Origin of the sequence: Xanthomarina sp. (assembly GCF_035306705.1) — a bacterium.
In the GTDB taxonomy this organism is placed as follows: domain Bacteria; phylum Bacteroidota; class Bacteroidia; order Flavobacteriales; family Flavobacteriaceae; genus Xanthomarina.
The window spans coordinates 1-21,212 of sequence record NZ_DATGNO010000127.1 but is presented as its reverse complement, the minus strand read 5'-3'; the positions used below and the strand labels follow the sequence as shown (position 1 = coordinate 21,212).

18 protein-coding genes are annotated in these 21,212 nt (G+C 36.6%); 5 read left to right on the top strand and 13 right to left on the bottom strand.

The features are described 5' to 3' along the window. Positions 1 to 6 precede the first annotated feature (6 nt). Together ilvD and VKY47_RS10580 are read right to left on the bottom strand one after the other, a co-directional pair. Entirely contained in the window at positions 7 to 1,683 is a 1,677-nt protein-coding gene (gene ilvD / locus VKY47_RS10585; RefSeq protein WP_324312662.1) for a dihydroxy-acid dehydratase, read from the bottom strand. Further along, on the bottom strand, positions 1,683 to 2,573 hold the full coding sequence (locus tag VKY47_RS10580) for a branched-chain amino acid transaminase (RefSeq protein WP_414731223.1): 891 nt from the start codon (positions 2,571 to 2,573) through the stop codon (positions 1,683 to 1,685). Before VKY47_RS10580 ends, ilvD begins: the two co-directional genes overlap by 1 nt. 738 nt (positions 2,574 to 3,311) lie before the next feature. Between VKY47_RS10580 and VKY47_RS10575 the strand changes: the two genes are divergently transcribed. Next, positions 3,312 to 3,752 (top strand): universal stress protein, encoded by a 441-nt coding sequence (locus VKY47_RS10575; RefSeq protein ID WP_324312659.1) that lies wholly within the window; start codon positions 3,312 to 3,314, stop codon positions 3,750 to 3,752. Between the two features lie 132 nt (positions 3,753 to 3,884). Here the strand turns inward: VKY47_RS10575 and VKY47_RS10570 are convergent, their stop codons facing one another. The 8 genes from VKY47_RS10570 to VKY47_RS10535 all read right to left on the bottom strand — a co-directional run bounded on the left by VKY47_RS10570 (position 3,885) and on the right by VKY47_RS10535 (position 15,187). Continuing rightward, on the bottom strand, positions 3,885 to 5,951 hold the full coding sequence (locus tag VKY47_RS10570) for an amino acid carrier protein (RefSeq protein ID WP_324312657.1): 2,067 nt from the start codon (positions 5,949 to 5,951) through the stop codon (positions 3,885 to 3,887). A 343-nt stretch (positions 5,952 to 6,294) separates the two neighbouring features. Next, positions 6,295 to 8,214, bottom strand: coding sequence for a heavy metal translocating P-type ATPase (locus VKY47_RS10565; RefSeq protein WP_324312655.1), 1,920 nt, complete (start codon positions 8,212 to 8,214; stop codon positions 6,295 to 6,297). 18 nt (positions 8,215 to 8,232) lie between these two features. Then, on the bottom strand, positions 8,233 to 8,463 hold the full coding sequence (locus VKY47_RS10560) for a heavy-metal-associated domain-containing protein (protein ID WP_324312653.1): 231 nt from the start codon (positions 8,461 to 8,463) through the stop codon (positions 8,233 to 8,235). Between the two features lie 63 nt (positions 8,464 to 8,526). After that, positions 8,527 to 9,153 carry a DUF6448 family protein gene (locus VKY47_RS10555; RefSeq protein ID WP_324312651.1) on the bottom strand — a complete coding sequence of 209 codons (627 nt, stop codon included), beginning with the start codon at positions 9,151 to 9,153 and terminating at the stop codon, positions 8,527 to 8,529. A gap of 181 nt (positions 9,154 to 9,334) precedes the next feature. Continuing rightward, positions 9,335 to 10,456 (bottom strand): helix-turn-helix domain-containing protein, encoded by a 1,122-nt coding sequence (locus VKY47_RS10550; protein WP_324312649.1) that lies wholly within the window; start codon positions 10,454 to 10,456, stop codon positions 9,335 to 9,337. 78 nt (positions 10,457 to 10,534) lie between these two features. Continuing rightward, positions 10,535 to 11,770, bottom strand: coding sequence for a DUF2130 domain-containing protein (locus VKY47_RS10545; protein ID WP_324312647.1), 1,236 nt, complete (start codon positions 11,768 to 11,770; stop codon positions 10,535 to 10,537). A gap of 182 nt (positions 11,771 to 11,952) precedes the next feature. Next, entirely contained in the window at positions 11,953 to 14,451 is a 2,499-nt protein-coding gene (locus VKY47_RS10540; RefSeq protein ID WP_324312675.1) for an ABC transporter permease, read from the bottom strand. A gap of 46 nt (positions 14,452 to 14,497) precedes the next feature. Beyond that, complete coding sequence (locus VKY47_RS10535) at positions 14,498 to 15,187, bottom strand: ABC transporter ATP-binding protein (RefSeq protein WP_324312645.1); 690 nt, start codon at positions 15,185 to 15,187, stop codon at positions 14,498 to 14,500. A 26-nt stretch (positions 15,188 to 15,213) separates the two neighbouring features. Between VKY47_RS10535 and VKY47_RS10530 the strand changes: the two genes are divergently transcribed. From VKY47_RS10530 to thiE, 4 genes are all read left to right on the top strand, one after another. After that, the gene (locus VKY47_RS10530) at positions 15,214 to 15,960 is read left to right on the top strand and encodes an arylesterase (protein WP_324312644.1); all 747 of its coding nucleotides are present in this window, start codon (positions 15,214 to 15,216) and stop codon (positions 15,958 to 15,960) included. Positions 15,961 to 16,107: 147 nt separating this feature from the next. After that, entirely contained in the window at positions 16,108 to 16,677 is a 570-nt protein-coding gene (locus VKY47_RS10525; protein WP_324312642.1) for a Crp/Fnr family transcriptional regulator, read from the top strand. A 66-nt stretch (positions 16,678 to 16,743) separates the two neighbouring features. Beyond that, positions 16,744 to 17,484 carry an acyl-CoA desaturase gene (locus VKY47_RS10520; RefSeq protein ID WP_324312640.1) on the top strand — a complete coding sequence of 247 codons (741 nt, stop codon included), beginning with the start codon at positions 16,744 to 16,746 and terminating at the stop codon, positions 17,482 to 17,484. 174 nt (positions 17,485 to 17,658) lie between these two features. Beyond that, positions 17,659 to 18,303, top strand: a complete 645-nt coding sequence (gene thiE, locus VKY47_RS10515; protein WP_324312638.1) for a thiamine phosphate synthase — start codon at positions 17,659 to 17,661, stop codon at positions 18,301 to 18,303. A gap of 94 nt (positions 18,304 to 18,397) precedes the next feature. On the opposite strand, the gene VKY47_RS10510 is transcribed toward thiE, so the two are convergent. The 3 genes from VKY47_RS10510 to VKY47_RS10500 all read right to left on the bottom strand — a co-directional run bounded on the left by VKY47_RS10510 (position 18,398) and on the right by VKY47_RS10500 (position 21,065). Then, the gene (locus VKY47_RS10510) at positions 18,398 to 19,588 is read right to left on the bottom strand and encodes a CynX/NimT family MFS transporter (protein ID WP_324312637.1); all 1,191 of its coding nucleotides are present in this window, start codon (positions 19,586 to 19,588) and stop codon (positions 18,398 to 18,400) included. Between the two features lie 473 nt (positions 19,589 to 20,061). Then, complete coding sequence (locus VKY47_RS10505; protein WP_324312636.1) at positions 20,062 to 20,529, bottom strand: phage tail protein; 468 nt, start codon at positions 20,527 to 20,529, stop codon at positions 20,062 to 20,064. Between the two features lie 74 nt (positions 20,530 to 20,603). Continuing rightward, positions 20,604 to 21,065 (bottom strand): phage tail protein, encoded by a 462-nt coding sequence (locus VKY47_RS10500; RefSeq protein ID WP_324312635.1) that lies wholly within the window; start codon positions 21,063 to 21,065, stop codon positions 20,604 to 20,606. Positions 21,066 to 21,212 lie beyond the last annotated feature (147 nt).

Below are 21,212 nucleotides of genomic sequence, written 5' to 3'. Positions count from 1 at the left end.
TTAAAATTAATTATCGGTTACACAGCCTGTCGAGGCACTTGAAACACATTTAGCATATTTATACAAAACCCCTTTAGTAGCTTTGAGTTCGGGTTGTTTCCATTCGGATTTTCGTTTGGCCAGTTCCTGATTGCTAACTTTTAATTCAAGGGTATTGTTTTTTGTATCAATGGTGATGGTGTCTCCATCTTTTACAAGAGCAATCGCTCCACCTACATAGGCTTCGGGAGTAATATGACCAACCACAAAACCATGCGTCCCTCCTGAAAACCGCCCATCGGTTATTAGCGCAACCGATTTTCCTAAGCCAGCTCCCATAATGGCGGATGTTGGCTTTAGCATTTCGGGCATGCCAGGACCACCTTTTGGTCCGCAATATCGAATTACCACCACATTCCCTGCTTTTACTTCTCCGTTTCGTACGCCGTCAATTACAGCATATTCGTCATCGTACACTTTTGCTGTACCTTCAAAATAATCGCCTTCCTTGCCACTTATTTTTGCCACAGAACCTTCAGAAGCTAAATTTCCGTAGAGAATCTGCAGATGGCCTGTAGCCTTTAAAGGGGTGTTTAACTGAAGAAATACGTCTTGTCCTGCTGTTAAACTTGGAACATCCGCTAAGTTTTCTGCAATAGTTTTTCCAGTAACTGTTAAGCAATTGCCATGTAACAGTTTGTTTTCCAATAAGTATTTCATTACAGCAGGAACTCCGCCGACCGCGTGTAAATCTTCCATCAAGTATTTACCGCTTGGTTTTAAATCGGCTAACACAGGAACTTGATCACTTGTTTTCTGAAAATCTTCTAAGGTCAATTGGATGTCTACTGAATGTGCCATAGCTATTAAATGCATGACGGCATTGGTGGAACCTCCAAGAACAGTTACCATGGTCATCGCATTTTCAAAGGCTTTTTTGGTCATGATGTCTTTGGGTTTGATGTCTTTTTCCAATAAAACTTTAATGGCTTTTCCGGCATCTAAACATTCTTGGTTTTTTTCGTGACTCAAAGCCGGATTGGACGAACTGTAAGGCAAGCTCATTCCCAATGCTTCAATGGCCGATGCCATCGTGTTTGCCGTGTACATTCCACCACAAGCGCCAGCGCCCGGACAAGCATTTTTTATAACGCCTTTAAAATCTTCGGGCGTTATAGTGTTGTTGAATTTCTTCCCTAAAGCTTCAAAAGCGGAAACGATGTTCAACGATTCTCCTTTCCATTTTCCAGAGTGAATACTTCCGCCATAGATCATGATTGCTGGACGGTTTAATCTGCCCATGGCCATTATAGAACCTGGCATGTTTTTATCGCAACCAACAACGGCTAAAACTGCATCGTACCATTGCGCACTAACCACCGTTTCGATAGAATCGGCTATGACATCTCGGGAAACCAATGAAAAACGCATGCCGTCTGTTCCGTTGGAAATTCCATCGCTCACGCCAATCGTGTTGAATATTAATCCCACAAGATTTTCGATCTGAACTCCTGTTTTTACTTCTTTCGCCAAGTCGTTCAAGTGCATGTTGCAAGTATTGCCTTCGTAACCGGTACTTACAATACCTACTTGTGCTTTTTGCATATCATCTTCCGTTAATCCGATGCCGTAAAGCATGGCTTGTGCGGCAGGTTGCGTTTCGTCTTGTGTGATGGTTTTGCTATATTTATTGAGTGTTTTCATTATGTTGTTGTGCTTAATATTTTTGCTGATATTCTAACCAATTGTGAATAGGTTTCCTGTAATTTTCTTCCCAGTGAATCGTTCCAGTTTTTAGGAAATTTTCTATTATCTATGGATTCAATTCCAATAATTTCGGCAGCCGTTCCGCAATAGAAGGCGCTATCTGCCGAATCTAATACGTCAGGTGTGAAAAGACCTTGTTTTACTTCGACTCCAAGCTCTTCTGCTAATTCTAAAACTGTAGCGCGTGTAATTCCAGGGAGAATGTTTCCTAATTGTGGCGTGTATAAAACCCCATCCTTTTCGAAAAACAGATTAGCACCTGGACCTTCTGCCAAATACCCATCGCTATCCAAAAGCAAGGCTTCATCAAACCCTTTGTCTTTTGCTTCATTTGTGGCGAGAATAGAATTCACATAATGGCCACAAACTTTGGCTTCAATTTTTATAGAACGTGGATGTGGGCGACAGTAGGAAGAAACCGTTAAACGCAGCTGTTTATTGCCTAGATATGCGCCCCATTCCCAAGCACAAATCATGATGGACACCTTGTTTGGTCTGGTTAGGGACATGTTTGGATCGCAGAACACCAAGGGACGCACATAAGCATTGGTCAAATTATTTTTTTCCAATAGTTTATAAGTGGCATCCACTAATTCCTGTGTAGAATAATCAAATGGAATGTTGACGAGTTCTGCTGAGTTTTTCAATCGGTCATAATGTTCTTTGGCCTTAAAAACACAGGTTCCGTTTTCGGTAGCATAGGCACGGATACCTTCAAATACGCCATAACCATAGTGCAAAGTCTGACTGTACAAATCTGTTGAAGCTTTATTAGCGTTTACAAACTTTCTGTCAAGGTAGATAAGCGTGTTGTTGTTGTAATACATATTGGTTTGATTTAATTGTTGTTTTATAGAATAAAAAAAGCCTTTCTCAAGTGAATGAGAAAGGCTTAAAATTTGGATACTACCAGCCTGACTCACTCGAAGGAGCGAATAATAATGATGCTGATAATAATGATGTTCGTATTTGTTTTCATGTTTCGATTTTGTATAAAATAAAAAAGCCTTTCTCAAGTGAATGAGAAAGGCTTAAAATTGGATATTACCCGCCTGACTCACTCCGAAGAGCAAATAATAATGCTGATAATAATGATGTTGGTATTTTTTGTCATTTTGTTTTTGTCATAAAAAAAGCCTCCTGATGTCTCGGGAGGCTTTTTAAATATGTTTTATATATTTCTATAGCATTCCCTCTGCAGATGTGATAATCACATTTACAATAATAATAGAAGGAATAATATTTAAACTGTTCATTGATTTCTTAATTGTGGGACAAATGTATGTAAAAAAATGAACGGACAACTATTTTAAATGAAAAAGTTTGAATTGATTTATCAGCGTATTATTATAAGTGTCTTTGATAATGTATCTCTTACAGGTTTGTTGTTCAATAATTCTACTTTTTCGTTTTTATCTTTTCAATGCTGGTTTCATAAAGCTCTAATGAAACTTGTTTTATAAATTCATCTTCTGCATTAGATGTTGTTTCATTTAATTCCAGGGTAAATTTTGAAAAGAAGCATTTTTTTTACTTAAATTTGAGTAGTACTAAATTTGATTTTTATGAAGAATATACTCGTAGCCGTAGACCATCTAAAAAATGCCAATCAATTAACAGCTCATGCGGTTGAAATTGCCAAGCTCACAAATGGGAAAATTTGGATAATTCACGTTTCGGCAGCTAATCCTACGGATTTATTGAGTCGTGAGGCAGGACCTCAGTTTATTTATGATAAACGAACTGAAGAAAATGAAAAATCGGCTGCTTTGATTAAACAAGTGGCACAGGATATTGAGGAAAAACATCACATTCCTGCTAAAGGCCTTTTAATTGAAGGTTCGGTTATTAAATCTATTAAAAAAATTGTCACAGAGCATGATATTGATCTTGTAGTGGCTGGGCATAAAAAGAGAAATTTGATCTATGGACTGTTTACTGAAAACAAGAAAAAAGATTTAATCGATGAACTGCAAATACCCTTATTAGCCATTCCGCTGGTTTAATTTCTCTGTTGATAATCTTGAAATGATTTTATGTTAACCATTGCGTTATAGCTTATAATGTAACGCAATGATTTAAAGTAAGGTCTTTTTAAATTCATAGAAAATCTTGCTTTTTATCAGTTTTTGAAAAGATTAAACTGAAGGTTTTTTGAACAATTCCCCAGCCTTTAATTTACGTGTATATTCACGAAGATCATTCCGTACTTCACCAGACATGATATATAAACCGATAATATTCGGGAATGCCATACTTAAAATCATCATATCCGAAAAGTCGAGCACGGCTCCCAACCCTACCGAAGCTCCTATCACCACAAAGACCAGAAATATTGCTTTATAGATTAATTCGCTGGTAGTGGTTTTTCCAAAGAGATAGGTCCAGGCACGCATGCCGTAGTACGACCAAGAGATCATGGTTGAAAAAGCAAACAGAAACACGACCAAAGACAAAACATATGGAAACCATGGCATTACTGTGGCAAAGGCACTAGAGGTTAGTTGCACACCTCCTATTCCATCAACCTCATGCATTCCAGTAAAAATAAGCACCAATGCTGTGAGTGTACAAATAACTACAGTATCTATAAAAGGTTCTATTAAGGCCACATATCCTTCAGAAGCAGGATGGTGGGTTTTTCCAGCACTGTGTGCAATTGCTGCCGAACCAATCCCAGATTCACTGGAGAAAGCTGCTCTTTGAAATCCTACGATCAACACGCCAATCACCCCGCCATTTAATGCCGACGCATTAAAAGCTCCATTATAAATAGCTGAAAAAGCGGATCCAATATTTTCATAATTAACACCTATCACAACAAAAGCAGAAATAACATATACGGCTGCCATTAACGGCACAACACGTCCAGTTACTTTGCCTATACTTTCAATACCTCCAATAATTACAGCACCCACAAGAGCTGCGAGGCCTAGACCAAAGTAAAACCCTTTTCCCTCCATGAACTCAAATTGGCCAGCAAGTATTTCAAAAGACTGATTTGCCTGAAACATATTTCCACCACCCATCGAAGCTCCAATACACAGTACGGCAAAGAGCACGGCTAGGAACTTCCCCAACCACTTTAAGTTTCTTCTCTTAAGCCCATATTCCAAATAATTCATGGGACCTCCAAAAATCTTTCCTTCAGAATTGATGAACCTATATTTTAAACCAAGAGTACATTCTACAAATTTGGACGCCATGCCCAGTATACCGGCAATAATCATCCAAAAGGTCGCTCCTGCTCCTCCAATAGAAATAGCGAGCGCAACTCCTGCAATATTCCCCAATCCAACCGTTGCCGAAACAGCCGTGGTCATAGTTTGAAAATGATTTATTTTTCCAGGGGCCGAAGGATCATCGTACTTTCCTCTGGCAAGATCTATGGAATGTTTCATTCCTTTAAAATTGATAAACCCCATTTTTACCGTAAAAAATGCGGCGCCAAAAATTAACCAAATTACAATAAGCGGTATGTTATGACTTATTGGGTCTCCATTGGGATGGGTAACCATTACCGGTTCTAAATATTTTATTTCTGCTAGGTTATGTGCCCCTACCTCAATAACGTCTTTGTTATTTTCTGAATCATAGATAACTTCTCCTTTTTTTGAAAGTTGGTTGAGGATTCCCGTTGCATTGGCATAAATGTTTATTTTTCCTTCCTTAGAGGATTCTACGATGGCTATAAGATCTCCTTCATGTACCTGCATGTCATTTTCGACAGTCCAGTGCTTGAGCACAAACTTATCTTCTGTGGCAGGAGTCCAGCCTGCAACAGGCACTTTTTTCACATCGACATAAACTATGGGGTCGTAAATACCCATAGCGCTAAATGGATCCCAAAAGAGGAAAGCTCCTAATTTTTCTACAAAAGGGACAGCGGCACCATTAAAATGTTCGGTAATGATCTCTGGTTTAATTTCGTAGGAACGTGTCATTGAATTTCCACGACTATCGGTAATTTTTACAGTATAGGGAATGCCTTCGGTTAGTCCATACGCAGAAGGTGAATCCAAAGGAATGTCGGACTTGGACCATTTGTAGGTATAAGGAGGTACGCCTCCAGAAACCTGCAGCTCTACAAAGCCATCATTAATTACATCTGAAATATTGCCTATTTTTTCCTTTACTTCCAATAATTGGGCATGAAGAGCCATAAGTGGGAATAAAAAAAGAATTAAAAAAACACTTCTGACCATAATTAATAAGCTTTAAAAATTTATATGATGAGTTATTATCTTCTAACCTCAGTAAATACAAAAATATGCTTAAATAACTTCAAATAGATTTCAAGAGGGTTAAAAAATGGAAATAATGAATGACATAGGACAAATTTATAGGAATGATTATTAGTAAAGATGAAGTTTTTCTATTATCCTAAAATGAAATCGGGTATTAAAAACATTAAACTTCTTAACTCCCTAGAAACAAAATAAAGCAGATGTTTTGCACCTGCTTTATTTTGTTTGGGTATTAAATTATAATGCAATTTAATAAAATCTTAAATATTTGGATCAAATACGTTGGAAAGTTTTTCTGTATTTAACATTCTCGAACATATTTTCTTGCAACGTAAGCAGGCTCTTCCATTAGATTAGCTGGTTGCTTAAAGCGGATAGAAGGTTTAAAACGAACCAAACGGATGGCATTTAGAATTACCAAAAGCACACTCAATTCGTGGATGAGCATTCCAGAGGCTAAGTTCACGTTTTTAGTGAGAACCCCGGCCAATAAAAGCGCTACAGTTCCCACGGCGATAAACATGTTTTGTTTCATATTGCGCACCGTTGCTTTTGAAAGTTTTAATGCGTGAACCAGTTTATCGAGATTATCGGCCATTAAAACAACATCTGCTGTCTCCATCGCAATATCGGTGCCTGCAACTCCCATCGCAATTCCAACATCGGCACTAGCAATTGCGGGAGCGTCATTTACGCCATCGCCAACCATTGCCAGTTTTCTGCCTTTCCCCATACAGGATTTCACTTTCAGAGCTTTATCTTCGGGAAGTAGTTCTGCAAAAATGCAATCCATCCCCAATTGCTCACCAACAATATTGGCAGTGTGTTTATTGTCGCCAGTAAGCATGACTAAATGTTCAATGCCAATTGATTTTAGTTGGTGAATGGTATTTTTAGCTCTATCCCTTATCATATCAGCAATGGAAATAATTCCCATCACTTTTTTATCATCGGCAATAAAGACGGCAGTGTTTCCGGCTTTTTCTTGTTCCGTGGCATAGGATTCCACTTCAACTTCTATAAGAATTCCATTCTGGAAAAGTCCTTTTCGATTCCCGATATAGAGTGGTTTTCCATTCAAATTCACTTCAATTCCACGGCCTTTAAGAACGTTTACTTCTGTAGGTTTATTCAGAAGTTTTAATCCTTCTCTCTCCGCTTCTTTTACAATAGCTCTTCCCAAATGATGCTCGGAAACCACTTCTGCTTCTGCTGCCATCAACAGTAATTCTTTTTCGTCTATACCAAAGGCTTTAACTGCGGTGACTTCTGGTCTACCCCTTGTTAGGGTTCCTGTCTTATCGAATACCATAGCATTAATTTTTGCTAGGTTTTCCATCACTTCCCCACCTTTTATTAAAATTCCGTTTCGGGCACCATTTCCAATTCCCGCAACTATAGATACTGGAGCGGAAATCACCAAGGCTCCTGGACAGGCGATTACCAAAAAGGTGAGTGCCAAATGCACATCTCGTGTAATTATCGCGACTAGGACAGAAAGTACCAAGATTCCCGGAGTATAGATAGTAGCGAACTTCTCTAAAAACCTTTGGGTTTTTGCTTTCCCTTCCTGAGCTTCTTCCACCAATTCAATAATTTTTGAAAAGGTGGTATCCTCGCCAACATTCTCTGCAATTACCTCCAAATATCCACTGTCCAAAATACTTCCACTAAAAACTTGATCGTCCTTAGCTTTGCTTGCAGGTACAGATTCACCCGTAATTGCTGCTTCGTTCACAGAGGCGCTTCCTGAAATAACTCGACCGTCGATTGGAATTTTCTCTCCGGTTTGAATGACGACCAAATCGTTTTCAACAACTTCCTCCGCCATTATTATTGAGCGGATGCCATCTCGAATTACCGTAGCCTCCAAGGGTGCCATTTCCATTAAGGATTTAAGGGAAGCACGGGCCTTTTCCAAAGAACGTCCCTCCAAAAATGCTCCAAAAAGGAACAAAAAAGTAACGGCTGCCGATTCTACATACTCTCCAATAATGAGCGCGCCAATAACCGCAATGGTAACCAAAAGTTCAATACTGAACATTTTGAGTCGGGAAGCTTTCCAAGCTTTTAGAAAAGTTGGAATTCCTGCGACTATGGAAGCTGTAATTAAAAGCGCATCCAATAGCAGACTGTTCCATTTGAACAAATAGGTTGCTAATGCAGCAAGAATCAAAATTCCTGCTGCATACATTATTCTATTTACTTGTTTAGCTTTCATAATCTTATTTACTGTTTTTTAAGATGAGACAATTGGGAAGCCTACTTTTTCTATCACTTCGGCCAATCGGTCGGAAGAAACTTTTTCTTCGTCATATTCTATTTTTACTTTGCTGGAGTTAAAAAGCACCTTAGCTTTTTCTACTCCTGGCTCTTTGTTTAGAACGCCTTCTATCCTTGTAATACAACTTGGACAGGTTAGGGTTTCCAACTGAAACCTCGCGGTTTTGATTTCTTTTATATTTTTCATTTCTTTTATTTTTTAGATTTAACTAATAACTAATAACTAATAACTAATAACTAATAACCAATATTAGTGCGAAATATCTCCGTGCAATATGTGCTCTAGCGCTTCTAAAGTATGTGTGTATTCTACATAAGCGTGTACATACTCACGGCCTTGCACAACTGAATTGTCTTTTGTTTTGCTGAGTTTTGCTACGGTGGCATAACGCTCTCTAAGAACTTGCTCCAAATGATTGGTTACAGTTTTAATAACACCTTCCACATCTTTATTTGCGATTGAATTGTCTGCCATTGTTACCAAAGGCGTTGTCGATCCTGCTGGCTTTAATCCGGTATACGGTGCACCTTCGGTTTCTCGGTGTAATCTTACCAGAGTTTCCAAGAAATATTTCTCAACAATGGAATACACCTGTTTGTCTCCACTTTTTAGACGATAGGTTTTATCGAATAAGGGAATGATTTCCATTTCTTGTTGTGGTTCAATCCACTTTAAAACTAACTGTACATTATTTTGATCCAATGCTTTTAAGGCATCCTTAATCACTGGGCCGTCATAGGAGTCGCAATGTGCAAATCCAGAAATACTGGCCAGCATAAATGCAAATGTCAATAGAAGAGATTGCATATTGAATTTAAAAAACCGCTCTTTGTTTAAAGGGTTTATAAGGATTGTTTTTTTTACTTGAGTTTTCATAATATCTGTTTTTAGAATTAATAATCTATATCTATTTTCTATAAACAAAAGTATGGACTAACTAAAGACTGTGCGACCTATCCTATAACATGGCACTGGTTTAAAGAGAAGTATAGGTCCCACTTTATAAAGTAGGACGTGGCAAAGGTGATTTTGGAAGTGTAAAAGACTGATTCTTAAATTATTGTTGAGAATCTCGAAATTGGCTAGGAGTTTTTTTAGTAAACTTCTTAAATACGCGGTTAAAAGCAGATTTCGAGTTAAACCCACTTTCGAAGGCGATACCAAGTAAGGAATACTTATCGTATTCAGGATCTACAATTTTATTCTTTACTTCTTCTACTCGATGTTTATTTATAAAATCGAAGAAGTTTTGTCCATATACCTCGTTGATGACCTGCGAAAGATGATGATGAGGTACATTAAGGCTTTTGGCGAGTTTGGGCAAGGTTAAATCGGGTTCTAAGTAGGGTCTTTCAGTTTTAAAATAATCATCTATTTTACAAAAACATTGTTCCAAATCGTCATCTTTTAATTTGGAAGGGGAGTTTTCAGTTTCGATAATGGGATCTTCAGGAACTTCATCCGTATAACTGATAAAAACACCTGTTTGTTTTAATCCAAAATACCCAATCAAGATAATAAATGCCGAAAGTGACAACATGAGGCCATTAATGCAAAAGCTCATGGAAAATATATGGAACAGATGATGAATAACAGCGATAATGATCAAAACGGTCCAAATGATTCCAAAGGCGGGAATTAATTTCCCCAACCAATCCAATTCGATATCCTTGGAAGAAAAATTGAGGATGGACTCTTTGGTCTTGTGAAACTGCCTTTGGGCCAAAACAAAATAAACCGGCCCCGAAAGTGATGTTATACCAAGGAAGAATAAAAATAATATAGGAGTGTCGGCAGCTCCCTCAGACACATGATCTACCCTAATTCTCTCTGAATAGTCAGGAAAAGCTGATGCAATAAGCAAGTATAGAATAAATGCCATAAACGGTAAAAAATGCCAGATGTTTTTGGTTTTGAATTGGAGGTGGTTAAAAGTAAGCGTAGAAACATACAGGTATAAAAAAGGACCGTGTAATAGGAACAACGCAATAATGCCACTGGCTAAAAGAGGCGTATGGAAGAAGGAATCCAAGTTGAAAGCATAAATCCCTGTGATACTACCCAAATACAAAAGCCAAGAACTAAAAATGCGGTCATGCAGTAATTTTGGTTTTTTCTGTAGAAGAAGCACCAAAAAGAAAAATGCATTGAAAGAAGCTATAAATAAAATATATTTCATCGACCTAACGTTGCTATTATAAGGTTTTACGGGAATTAGTTATCCCTAGTAAAATAGGATAAATTTAATGTTTTCTTCTTATAATTCAAGAGATTTAATATTCCCTACAGCATTTCCTGCAATTCCTTTTATCGATGCATGCATGTCTATTGTATTTGCAGTTACTTTATCAATTTGTTTTTCCCGCTCTTTCCAAATTCGCTGCATAGCTCTTTTTTCACTATCTAAAGCTGTTTTCATAGATGTAAAACCTTCAACAATAGCTTCTATTTGCATTCTGAATTGATTACTAGTTAAATAATCATAGAGCATGTGCATTTTATCTCCTTTGTTTTCTTGTGTACTAATGGCTAAATTAACTTGAACGATGGATTCTCTTAATACATTACAAAGCCCTTTAAATTCATCATAATTACAAATCCAGATCCCATCTTTCAAGCCCATTCTATCCATATCTGAGGGCATAACTTCTGTAACCAAAACACCAATATTGGCGCCTTTATCTCGAATGTCATTTTTGAATTTTTCAATCCAACTTGGTTGAAAGTCTTTGGTTCGTTTACTTTCGTAATATATTTTTCCGCAATTTTGCTCGGTACGTGTATTGACAATTTGAATACAATCTCCTCCTCTAGCCCCCTTTTTAATTTCTTCAATGGTATCCAACGGGAAATTTGTGGCTAGCCACTCCTCTATGGCTAATTCCTGAACCTCTCCCTGTAGTTGCATAGAGCCTTGCTCCTGCTTGCGTTTCATTTCTTCGGTAAGCTTTTTCTGGTCTTCCAATTGTTTTTGCATTTCCTTGAAACGCAATTCATTTTTGTCTTCTTCAGATTTCTTAATCTTTTCCTTTTCAGTAATAAGAATTTCATTCAGTTTTTTCTGAGCCTCAGCTTCAACAGCTTCTTTTAATTCACCTTTTTCGCGCTTTAATTTTTCAATCTCTGCCTTCGAGCGATTTAATTCTTTAACCTGTTCTGATTTTTCGTTTAATTCTTTTTGTAAAGCCTCAAATTGTTCAGACTGTTCTTCTTTTAGCTTTAACTTCAGCTTAGCTTCTATGTCTTTTTTATCTGCTTTTAATTGATTTTCCAAACGTTCTTGAAAAAGTTCATTTTCTTTCTTTTTCTTTTGCTCAAAATCAAGCTTTTCTTGTTTCAATTTCTCTTGCTCTCTCTCGTACTTCTTCTTTTCTTCTGCAATTTGAGATTGGTATTTTTGCTTTATTTCTTCTTCCAATTGATGTGAAAGGATGTCTTGAACATCTATAGATGTGCCACAGTTAGGACATTTTATTTGAGTTTCGTTTTTCATTTAAGCTTTAATTTGATTAATCCGACCTTCAAATTTACTGTTCGCGAAAGTCTATAAATAGCAAGATAACTTTTTTAAATCATTTTTAAAATACACATTAACTTCAGTCTTATAACAAGAAAATTCTATAGAAATAAATTACTGACTTACAAATAGTTACGATCAAATAAGAATTGAAAATCCTACGATCCTTCCCGACGCAAAACTTCTAATGGCGAACTCTTCAATACCGTTCTAATGTTAATTAAGCCAATAACTAAAACCAAGATGGTAATTCCAGGTAAAAAGACTAGAAATGGAATTGCCGATGGCACAAAAGGCTCTTTGAAAACGAAGAGCGCTAAACTCAAACTGCTCAATAAGGCCAATAAAATTCCCACCAAACTACCTAACAGTCCTAAAAACAAATATTCGAACGCAGAAATTTGTAAAATCTGACTGTTTTTAGCACCTAGCGTTCTTAGTAATACGCTTTCCTTAATGCGCTGATATTTACTGGTACGCACAGAACCTATCAACACAATGATTCCTGTAATAATGCTAAAGAAGGCCATAAAATTAATAATCCAAGATACTTTATCCAAAATATCTTCGACAATGGTATATACTTGGCGTAAATCTAAGATAGACACATTAGGAAATTGTGCCACTAAATCGCGTTGTAAGTCTGCGGAACTTGCTTCATCTTTTACAGTGGTTGAAATAACATTAAACTGTGGCGCTTGCTCCAGCACTCCTGCAGGAAAAACAATGGTAAAGTTTGGCTGCAATTGCCCCCAATCTACTTTACGGATGCTACCAACCGTAGTTTCCATAAGAACGCCTTGTACATTAAAAACAACAGCATCTCCAAGTCCTATTTTAGCGTCTTTGGCCAAATTATCTGAAATAGAAATAATTACTGGATCATTAGGTTGTAATTGGGGCGTCCAAGTTCCTTCGTGTAATTCTTCTGAGTTTATAAGCGAATCGCGATAAGTGGTTCTAAACTCATGATTTAAAATCCAAGAGCGAACCTGATTGGTGGAATCTTGGCGTAAATTATTCACCAATTCCCCTTTTATACGATGTATACGCATGGTCACGAGCGGAATATTGGAAATAATCGGTAAATCTTTGGCTGTAATCTGTTTTTCTAGAGCTTTGAGTTGATTGGATTGTACATCTAAGATGATGATATTCGCATTTTCAGAGCTCTGTTCTATTTCGGTTTTAGCTAATAGAATATCTTTGGTAAAGTACAATGTACTAATCAAAAAGGTTCCCAAACCAATAGCAACCACCAAAACAACAGTTTGGTTATTAGGTCTAAATAAGTTTAATAAACTTTGTCTTAGCGTAAAGCCCCAACGTTTTGGGAAATATCGTCTTATCGCTTTAATACAGAGCAAAGCAATTCCTGCTAATACAGCAAATGTCAAGAGTGTGGCCACCACAAAACCTAAGGCATATAAGATATTATCCAGCAGCCAAAACGAAAATAAAAAAAGGAATGCTAAGATGGCCGTAAATACTAATAGTCGAACCTTCAATGGTTCTTGTGACGCATGTTCATCCACCCGTAACACTTCTAGTGGCGATACATACCAAGTTCTAAGCAAAGGTAATAAAGCGAATAGCACCGACATAAACAGTCCTAAAAACACACCAATAAATATCGGTTGGGCCGAAATAGAAATTTCAACTGAAAAAGGTAAAAAGTCTTTCAAAATATATGGGAATAACTCCTGAATACCAATACCAATTAAAGAACCAATCAAACCTCCAACAATACCAATACCTGCAATTTGAATCAAGAAAATAAGAAAACTTTGCAACCTAGAAGCTCCTAAACATTTTAAAATGGCGATGGCACTTAATTTTTCCTTAATATAAATATGAACCGAACTCGCAATGCCAATACAACCTAATAACAAGGCAATAAAAGCCGCTAAGTTTAAAAATTTAACCACGTTGCTATAACTTTGTCCTAAACGTTTGCTAGCACTAGTATGCGTATTTAAATCGGCATTTTCAATTTCTAACTTAGGTTGTAATTCTTTTTCAAACAGATCTAAATCCGTGGTTTCAGTTGTTTTATAAAAAAACTGATATTCCTTACGACTACCAAATTGCAAAAGCCCGGTTTTCTCAATAAATCGGTATGGAATTACAATAGGTGGTGCGACGGATGTTGAAATTGCCGTGCTTCCAGGAATGGCTTTTAAAGCACCTAAAATAGGTAATGTTAATTCACCTACTTTTATAGAATCGCCTGGTTTTGCATTAAATTGAAGCATTAAAGTAGCATCAACCAATGCTCCACCTAATACTTGATAAGTGCTTGAAGCAGAAGCTGGTTGCGTGTCCATGGTTCCGTAAAATGGGAAGTCGCCCTTTAGGCCGCGTACCTTCACTAATTTGGTGCCACCATTTTTAGGAAAAGCCACCATGGATACAAAATTCACTTCCGAAGCATTAGGTTGTAAAGAGTCTATAATAGCTTGTGCACGTTCTGTAGGAACTTGTTTCGTATCGATAATATAATCCGCACCCATTAGAGCTTTAGATTGCAGTTTGATATTATCTTTTAAATTGGTGCTGAATAATTGAATAGATACCACAGCAGCAATACCCAAAATTATGGAGGCCATAAATAGTAGCAAACGTACTCGGCTCGCCTTGGCATCACGCCATGCCATTTTAAACAGCCAGGTTGTATTTTTATTCATGTTTAGAATGGAATGTTTACTGTACCGCAGTACGTTCGTTGGATAAAATTTTACCGCCTTTTAAACGCAAGATTTGCTGGGTTCGGTTGGCTAAATCTAAATCGTGCGTAATAATGACCAATGTGGTTCCGGCTTCTTTATTGAGATCGAATAAGAGTTGAATGACTTTCTCTCCTGTTTCTTCATCTAAATTTCCTGTTGGCTCATCTGCAAATAAAATGGATGGCGCATTCGCAAAAGCTCTAGCTAAAGCCACACGTTGTTGTTCTCCTCCCGATAGTTGAGAAGGATAATGATGAAAACGATCGGCTAAACCTACTTTTTCCAATAGGGTCATGCTTGTTTTAACGGCATTTTTCGAGCCTTGTAATTCTAAAGGCACGCTAACATTCTCAAGAGCAGTAAGCGTTGGAAGCAATTGAAAATTTTGAAAAATAAAACCCACTTCCTTATTTCTCAATATAGCAAGTTGGTCTTCGTTTAGGCTATTTAAATCCTGGCCACATAGCTCAACACTACCGGCATTCGGCTGGTCTAGGCCTGCGCATAGTCCTAATAAGGTTGTTTTTCCACTACCTGAAGGTCCAACAATAGAAAAGGTTTGTCCCTTTTTTATGTCGAAATCAATATGTTGTAAAACAGTTAATTGTTTGTTACCACTAGTATATGTCTTTTCTAGCCCAGTAATCTTTAATATCTTTGGCATATCATTTTAATTTAAGAAGACCATTTATGTCGAAGGCTCAAAATAATCATTTGAATTCAATTACACCTATTCCAATAGGCGTTAAACTCTTAAAGTTTTGTTATTTTATATTAGCCTTTTTACTGCTTGCTTGTGGGAATGGTAAAACTGAGAAAACAACCCCAGAAGTTCCATCCACTACGTCATCCGAAGAAACAGCCGGCCCGTCAAGTAACAGCAAAACCATTTTATGTTTTGGAGATAGCATTACAGCTGGATATGGCCTTGATGATAATAAGGATGCTTTTCCAGACCTGTTACAACAAAAAATAGAAGATTTAAACTTGAATTACACGGTTATTAATTCTGGTTTGAGTGGTGAAACTACAGCTGGTGGGAAAAGTAGAATCAATTGGATTTTAAATCAAGACATCGATATTTTTTTATTAGAACTTGGTGCGAATGATGGCTTACGCGGTGTTCCCTTATCTGAAACGCGAGCCAATTTACAAGCAATCATAGATGCCGTTAAAAAGAAAAGTCCTGAAACCATTATCATCCTTGCTGGCATGGAACTGCCTCCTAATATGGGACAGGAATACACTATGGAATTCAGACAGATTTACTCCGACCTAGCCAAAAAGAACCATTTAGAATTTATTCCTTTCATTTTGAAAGATGTAGGTGGCATTGCAGAACTTAACCAAAGTGATGGCATACACCCTACAGTGGAAGGTCATAAAATTGTAGCCAATACGGTTTGGGAAGTTTTAAAACCTTTGCTTAAGTCTTAACCTTTTTTCGTTTTAGTGGGAATTGTCCCGTTTAAATAACAGAGTATTCTAAACAGCGCAATAAAGTTATCTTTCATGTTTTTTAATCTTTCCCAGTGGCTAAATGAATCCTTATATTTGCAAGTTGAATAATTACAACCAAGACAGGTGCAACAAATAAAAGCATATTTAGAACAGATAGCTAAGATATCAGATGCTGATTGGGCCTTTTTCACGTCCAAACTGCAGCGTCGTGTAATTAAAAAGAAAGCCGTTTTTTTAAAACTTCACGAGATCGAGAATCACATCTCTTTTATAGAATCTGGGGTGGTACGCGTCTATATTCCTAAAGAGAATCCCGAAAAGGAAATTACCTTTGGCTTTAGTTTTAAAGACCAATTTATAAGTGCTTACGATTCCTTTTTAACACAAATACCTTCAGCTTATGAATTACAAGCCCTCACGGAAACGACCATTCTAAGTATTACCTACGAGGATTTACAAGCTGTTTATAAACACACAAAAATCGGTAATTTGATTGGTAGATTGACTGCTGAACGTCTCTTTTTAATAAAATCCAGCCGCGAGCAAAACTTGTTGAATCTAACGGCAGAAGAACGCTATATCAAATTATTTAAAGAACGTCCAGAACTTTTAAAGGTCATTCCGTTAAAATACATTAGTTCTTATATTGGCGTTACTGCACAGGCTTTAAGTCGGATTAGAAGACGTTTGTAGAAGGCATTTATTGACTTAGGTTCATTGTTTGGCGCATGCTATCAGGCTATCTTTGTAAAAAAAGAAATGGTTATCGTTATTTTTGTTTTGGTGCTTTGGTATGGAGGCTTGTTTTTTCAGTCTTTCTTTTTACATCGTTATGCTGCTCATCAGGTATTTACTATGTCGAAAACTATGGAGCGTCTTACCTTTATTTTAACCTGGGTTTTTCAAGGCTCTAGTTATTTAAGTGCTTATGGTTATGGCATCATGCACCGTATGCACCATGCTTATACCGATACCGAACAAGATCCACATTCTCCAAAGTATGATGCTAATTTGTTTGCTATGATGTGGAAAACCAAAACAATATATCAAGATATCAATCAGGAACGGGTTGAAGTGGATCCGCGATTTACAAAAAATGTCCCACAGTGGAAGGCTTTTGATAATTTTGCGAGTTCACGCTTTTCCAGGATCTTATGGATTAGTTTATACACCTTGTTTTTTGCATTTTTTGTAACGGCTTGGTGGCAATGGTTACTTTTACCTGTCACTTTTTTAATGGCACCTATTCATGGGGTGATTATTAATTGGTTTGGACATATTTATGGGTATGTGAATTTCAAAATGAAAAACACAAGTAAGAATCTGTTTCGTTTTGATTTTTTAATGATGGGTGAAGGCTATCATAACAACCATCATAAATTTGCGAGTAGCCCTAATTTTGGAGTGAAATGGTATGAGATTGACATGACTTATTTAATTATGAGAGTCTTAAATGCCTTTGGACTTATACGATTGAAATCTCTGCCCGTAAAAAAATAGAAGGACTCCTCTCCTAGTTAAATATTAAGTTCTTTTGAATTTTTCAATACAATAAAACATTCTAGATCATTAGTTTTCATAAGAAAGCGTTATGCTTAGGTTATATAATAATCGTATTTTTGTGTCTAGATTCCTGCTGGAAGGCAGAATCTTTTTACTACAAGAAATTAAGACATGATAATACCTAAACTACATTATATATCTCAAGGAAATTCTCCAAAAGAACTTCTAGAAAACATTCAAAAGGCTTGTGCTTCCGGAGCAGAATTAGTACAATTACGTTTTAAAAATGTTTCAGAAAAAAAACTTTTAAAGTTAGCTAAAGAGGCTAGAGACATCACGTCGCATTTCCAAACGAGATTAATTATTAACGACAACTATAAAATAGCTAAAGAAGTTAAAGCCGATGGGGTTCATTTAGGACCAACAGATGCCTGTCCTACTATAGCAAGAAAACATTTGTACACTTGGCAAATTATTGGTGGCACTGCAAACACCTTGCAAGAATGTGAAACATTAATTGCTAAGGAAGTTGATTATATTAGTTTGGGTCCTTTTAGATTTTCAACCACCAAAGACCATTTACCTACAGTTTTAGGTTTAAGCGGTTATACCGCCATTATAGAAGCTTTAAAAACTGAAACACCCCTTATTGGTGTTGGTGGCATTACCACAGAAGATGTTACAGACATATTAGAAACGGGGATTTCTGGAATTGCTGTATCTGGGGCCATTACCAGAGATTTTAATAGTATAAAAATCTTTAGTCAGTTACTAAGCGCATCTTCAACAGAAGAGCAGCGCCATACCTTTAAATAAAAAAAGCGTTACTATCAATACAATGCTCGAATTATCTGGAAAGCAACTGACAAAAAATAAGAATAAAGAGGTTTTTTAAAATAGATAAGGACACTTAAATTTTTCTGTCTTTCCCCGCATCAATTCCCATTATGAGTTTGATAATTGCTAGTATTATCAGCAAAATTAATGCATAATTCCATACCTGAGTTAGGTCATAAATTACACCCACTATAAATGGTCCTGTTGCAGCAATAAAATATCCAATAGATTGTACAATGCCCGAAAGTTCCGCAGCTGTTTCTGCATCCTTAGAGCGCAAAACAATAAGCAATAAAGCCAAACTAAATGTGCCACCAAGTACCATTCCAATTAAACCAACCCAGAGTTCAACCAATCCAATTCCTGGTATGATTAATCCTATCAAAGCAATAACTTCAATAACAACTAAAGAAACAATAACCAAACGTTGATCTTTTCTTGTACCCGCCCATAAAGGAATTAAAATGGCACCTATAATTCCCGTTCCTTGCGATAAAGAAAGCATCCATCCTGCATAAGAAGCGTCAAAACCTCGGTCGATAAGTATGGCTGGCAACCAAGCTAAAATAACATAAAAGGTCAATGACTGAAGTCCCATATAAATTGCCATTTTCCACACCAATAACGAGCCACTCAATTTCTTCATGGCTTCTTTAAAACTTCTTCGAGGTGGCGTACGATTAATTCGTTTGATATTAGGAATCCAAATGATTAAAGCCAAGACTGCCAACATGGCCCATATTCCCAATGATCCTCGCCAACCTAAATTAAGTTCTATTGCCAATGGAACACTTAATCCTGCGGCAAAAGCAGCGCCCAAAGACATAATCCCTGAATATAAACTGGTAACAAACCCAGCTTTATGCGGAAAGTTTCTTTTAATTAATGCAGGAATCAATACATTACCAAAAGCAATGGCTATTCCCAATAGAATAGTTCCTAAATACAATTCGAAGATGCCACCTAGAGAGCGAATTATAATTCCTAAGCTAAGTAAAATCAAAGCACCTAAAATCGTGTTCCCAATACCAAAACGCTTGGTAAACAAGGGTGTGATTGTTGAAACAACACCAAATGCAATTAAAGGCAAGGTGGTAAGTAATCCTAATAAAGTATCCGAAAGCCCAACATCTTGACGAATCATGTCGATTAACGGACCAATACTAGAAAGTGCTGGTCTTAGATTTATCGATACAAATAAAACACCTACGAGCAGTAGCGTTCGTGATGCTTTGTTTAATCCGTTTTGATCTAGGTTTTTCATAATATTAAAAAAAACGGACATTAAAATGTCCAACTTTTAGTTTGGGTGCCATCCATTTCTATACCTGCTATTTTTTATTGTCATATCTTTTAATCTAAAAGGACTTGCTTGAGATTTACTTAAGAAGAAGACAAAAAATAAGGTGTAAAAACCCTTCCAAAATTTTGTGATTTAGAAGTAAATTTATATAAATTGAACTGCTTTAAAAACGACTGCAAAAGTAGCTTTTTGTATTGAGAAGATGTAGTGAATTCTATTGTTTATTATGGTGTAGATGAGAAACCATTTTATTTTTAGAAATCTTTAACAATTGCGGTAATATAAAAATCACCCTAAACGATTTCATTTAAAAAAACGGAGAGTTTTATGATACTTTCAAAATCAGATATCCTATTATTTGTTTATGAAAAAGGTAAAGGGTTTGCCTAAAAAAAACTCTAAATTTGATGATTAATGTTCATGGATTCCTAAGCTTATTTTGCTTCTAAAATGCTTAAGCCTTCGTGTACCAATATCATTGTTTCTATGGCAATTTTTCTGGAATTAGCCTTTAGAACAGTGGACTTGACTTTTCTTGGCCAAGCATTTTCGAGAACCCATGTAATCACTGGTTCATGACTTTCATTTAATAGTTTAATGGAAACCGTACGACGAAACTTGGAGCCTGTTTCATTTCCCTCCTGAAAAAAGTAGGTTTTTTGCCATTCTTTGAACATATCAAAATCACCTTCAAAAGTCCCTCGTTTTAAAGTAACATCTGAGTATTTGGTTCTACCTGGTTGTTTGGAGTTGTTGTATTTTTTACTATTACCTTCACGATATTCAATGACTTCTGTTTCAAAATCGAGTCCGCGTACTTCGGTAAACCCAATTCTAAAATCCGATCCCCATTCCACTCTAAAATGGGAATTTGTTAATGGATAATCTCCTATTGCAGCCATATTATTAGTTTTTAAGTTTTAATATTAATTTTTACTTTTTTTTCATTTCTGTGCCACTAATTTCTTCTGAAAGACTATTTTTTTTTAATAGGTTTAGTCGGCGGTGCAATTACTTTTCCTTTACTGTTCAAAACATGAAAGCATTGGTATGACAGTTCTATAGTTTCAATGAGTATTTTAGTTTCTTGGGCATGCAATTCCTCCACACCCCAGGCAATGGGTATCGCTTTTTCTATTTGCCAACCACTAAGCATGTCATGATCTGCATTTAGGAGCCTGACAATAAGGTTTGTAGGCTCTTTTTTGTTGTTATTAATAGCATCCATACACCATTTAACAAGTCCGGAATCTGGCTGATAAGCACGCTTTAAGATAATATTTTCGAATTGGATATGCGTCCCTTTCTTGTCCTCATTTTCGTGGATTCTAGCTTTTAATCCACTTACCGATTGAAAATTCTTATCAGTAATAAGCTCTTTATTATTGAATTCAACAATAAAATGCATATTTAAAGGTGGATGTATAGACCTTGGCATGTTTAATAACTTTTGTGTTTTCGAATCTAATCCCAACCCTTTTGGAATCAAGTCCTACTATTTTAACTTGATAGAAACTTTAAGATAATATCTGAATACTTCCGTATTCAGAGTATTTGGATCGTACTATATTCAGGTGAAAAACCT

Coding starts and splice junctions, on each gene's coding strand:
- VKY47_RS10510 (WP_324312637.1), bottom strand. CDS start 19,588: ATGAAAAACCTAGATCAAAACGGATTAAACAAAGCATCACGAACGCTA.
- VKY47_RS10570 (WP_324312657.1), bottom strand. CDS start 5,951: ATGGTCAGAAGTGTTTTTTTAATTCTTTTTTTATTCCCACTTATGGCT.
- VKY47_RS10535 (WP_324312645.1), bottom strand. CDS start 15,187: ATGCCAAAGATATTAAAGATTACTGGGCTAGAAAAGACATATACTAGT.
- VKY47_RS10530 (WP_324312644.1), top strand. CDS start 15,214: ATGTCGAAGGCTCAAAATAATCATTTGAATTCAATTACACCTATTCCA.
- VKY47_RS10500 (WP_324312635.1), bottom strand. CDS start 21,065: ATGCCAAGGTCTATACATCCACCTTTAAATATGCATTTTATTGTTGAA.
- ilvD (WP_324312662.1), bottom strand. CDS start 1,683: ATGAAAACACTCAATAAATATAGCAAAACCATCACACAAGACGAAACG.
- VKY47_RS10560 (WP_324312653.1), bottom strand. CDS start 8,463: ATGAAAAATATAAAAGAAATCAAAACCGCGAGGTTTCAGTTGGAAACC.
- VKY47_RS10545 (WP_324312647.1), bottom strand. CDS start 11,770: ATGAAAAACGAAACTCAAATAAAATGTCCTAACTGTGGCACATCTATA.
- VKY47_RS10555 (WP_324312651.1), bottom strand. CDS start 9,153: ATGAAAACTCAAGTAAAAAAAACAATCCTTATAAACCCTTTAAACAAA.
- VKY47_RS10580 (WP_414731223.1), bottom strand. CDS start 2,573: ATGTATTACAACAACAACACGCTTATCTACCTTGACAGAAAGTTTGTA.
- VKY47_RS10565 (WP_324312655.1), bottom strand. CDS start 8,214: ATGAAAGCTAAACAAGTAAATAGAATAATGTATGCAGCAGGAATTTTG.
- VKY47_RS10540 (WP_324312675.1), bottom strand. CDS start 14,451: ATGGCATGGCGTGATGCCAAGGCGAGCCGAGTACGTTTGCTACTATTT.
- VKY47_RS10550 (WP_324312649.1), bottom strand. CDS start 10,456: ATGAAATATATTTTATTTATAGCTTCTTTCAATGCATTTTTCTTTTTG.
- VKY47_RS10505 (WP_324312636.1), bottom strand. CDS start 20,529: ATGGCTGCAATAGGAGATTATCCATTAACAAATTCCCATTTTAGAGTG.
- thiE (WP_324312638.1), top strand. CDS start 17,659: ATGATAATACCTAAACTACATTATATATCTCAAGGAAATTCTCCAAAA.
- VKY47_RS10520 (WP_324312640.1), top strand. CDS start 16,744: ATGGTTATCGTTATTTTTGTTTTGGTGCTTTGGTATGGAGGCTTGTTT.
- VKY47_RS10575 (WP_324312659.1), top strand. CDS start 3,312: ATGAAGAATATACTCGTAGCCGTAGACCATCTAAAAAATGCCAATCAA.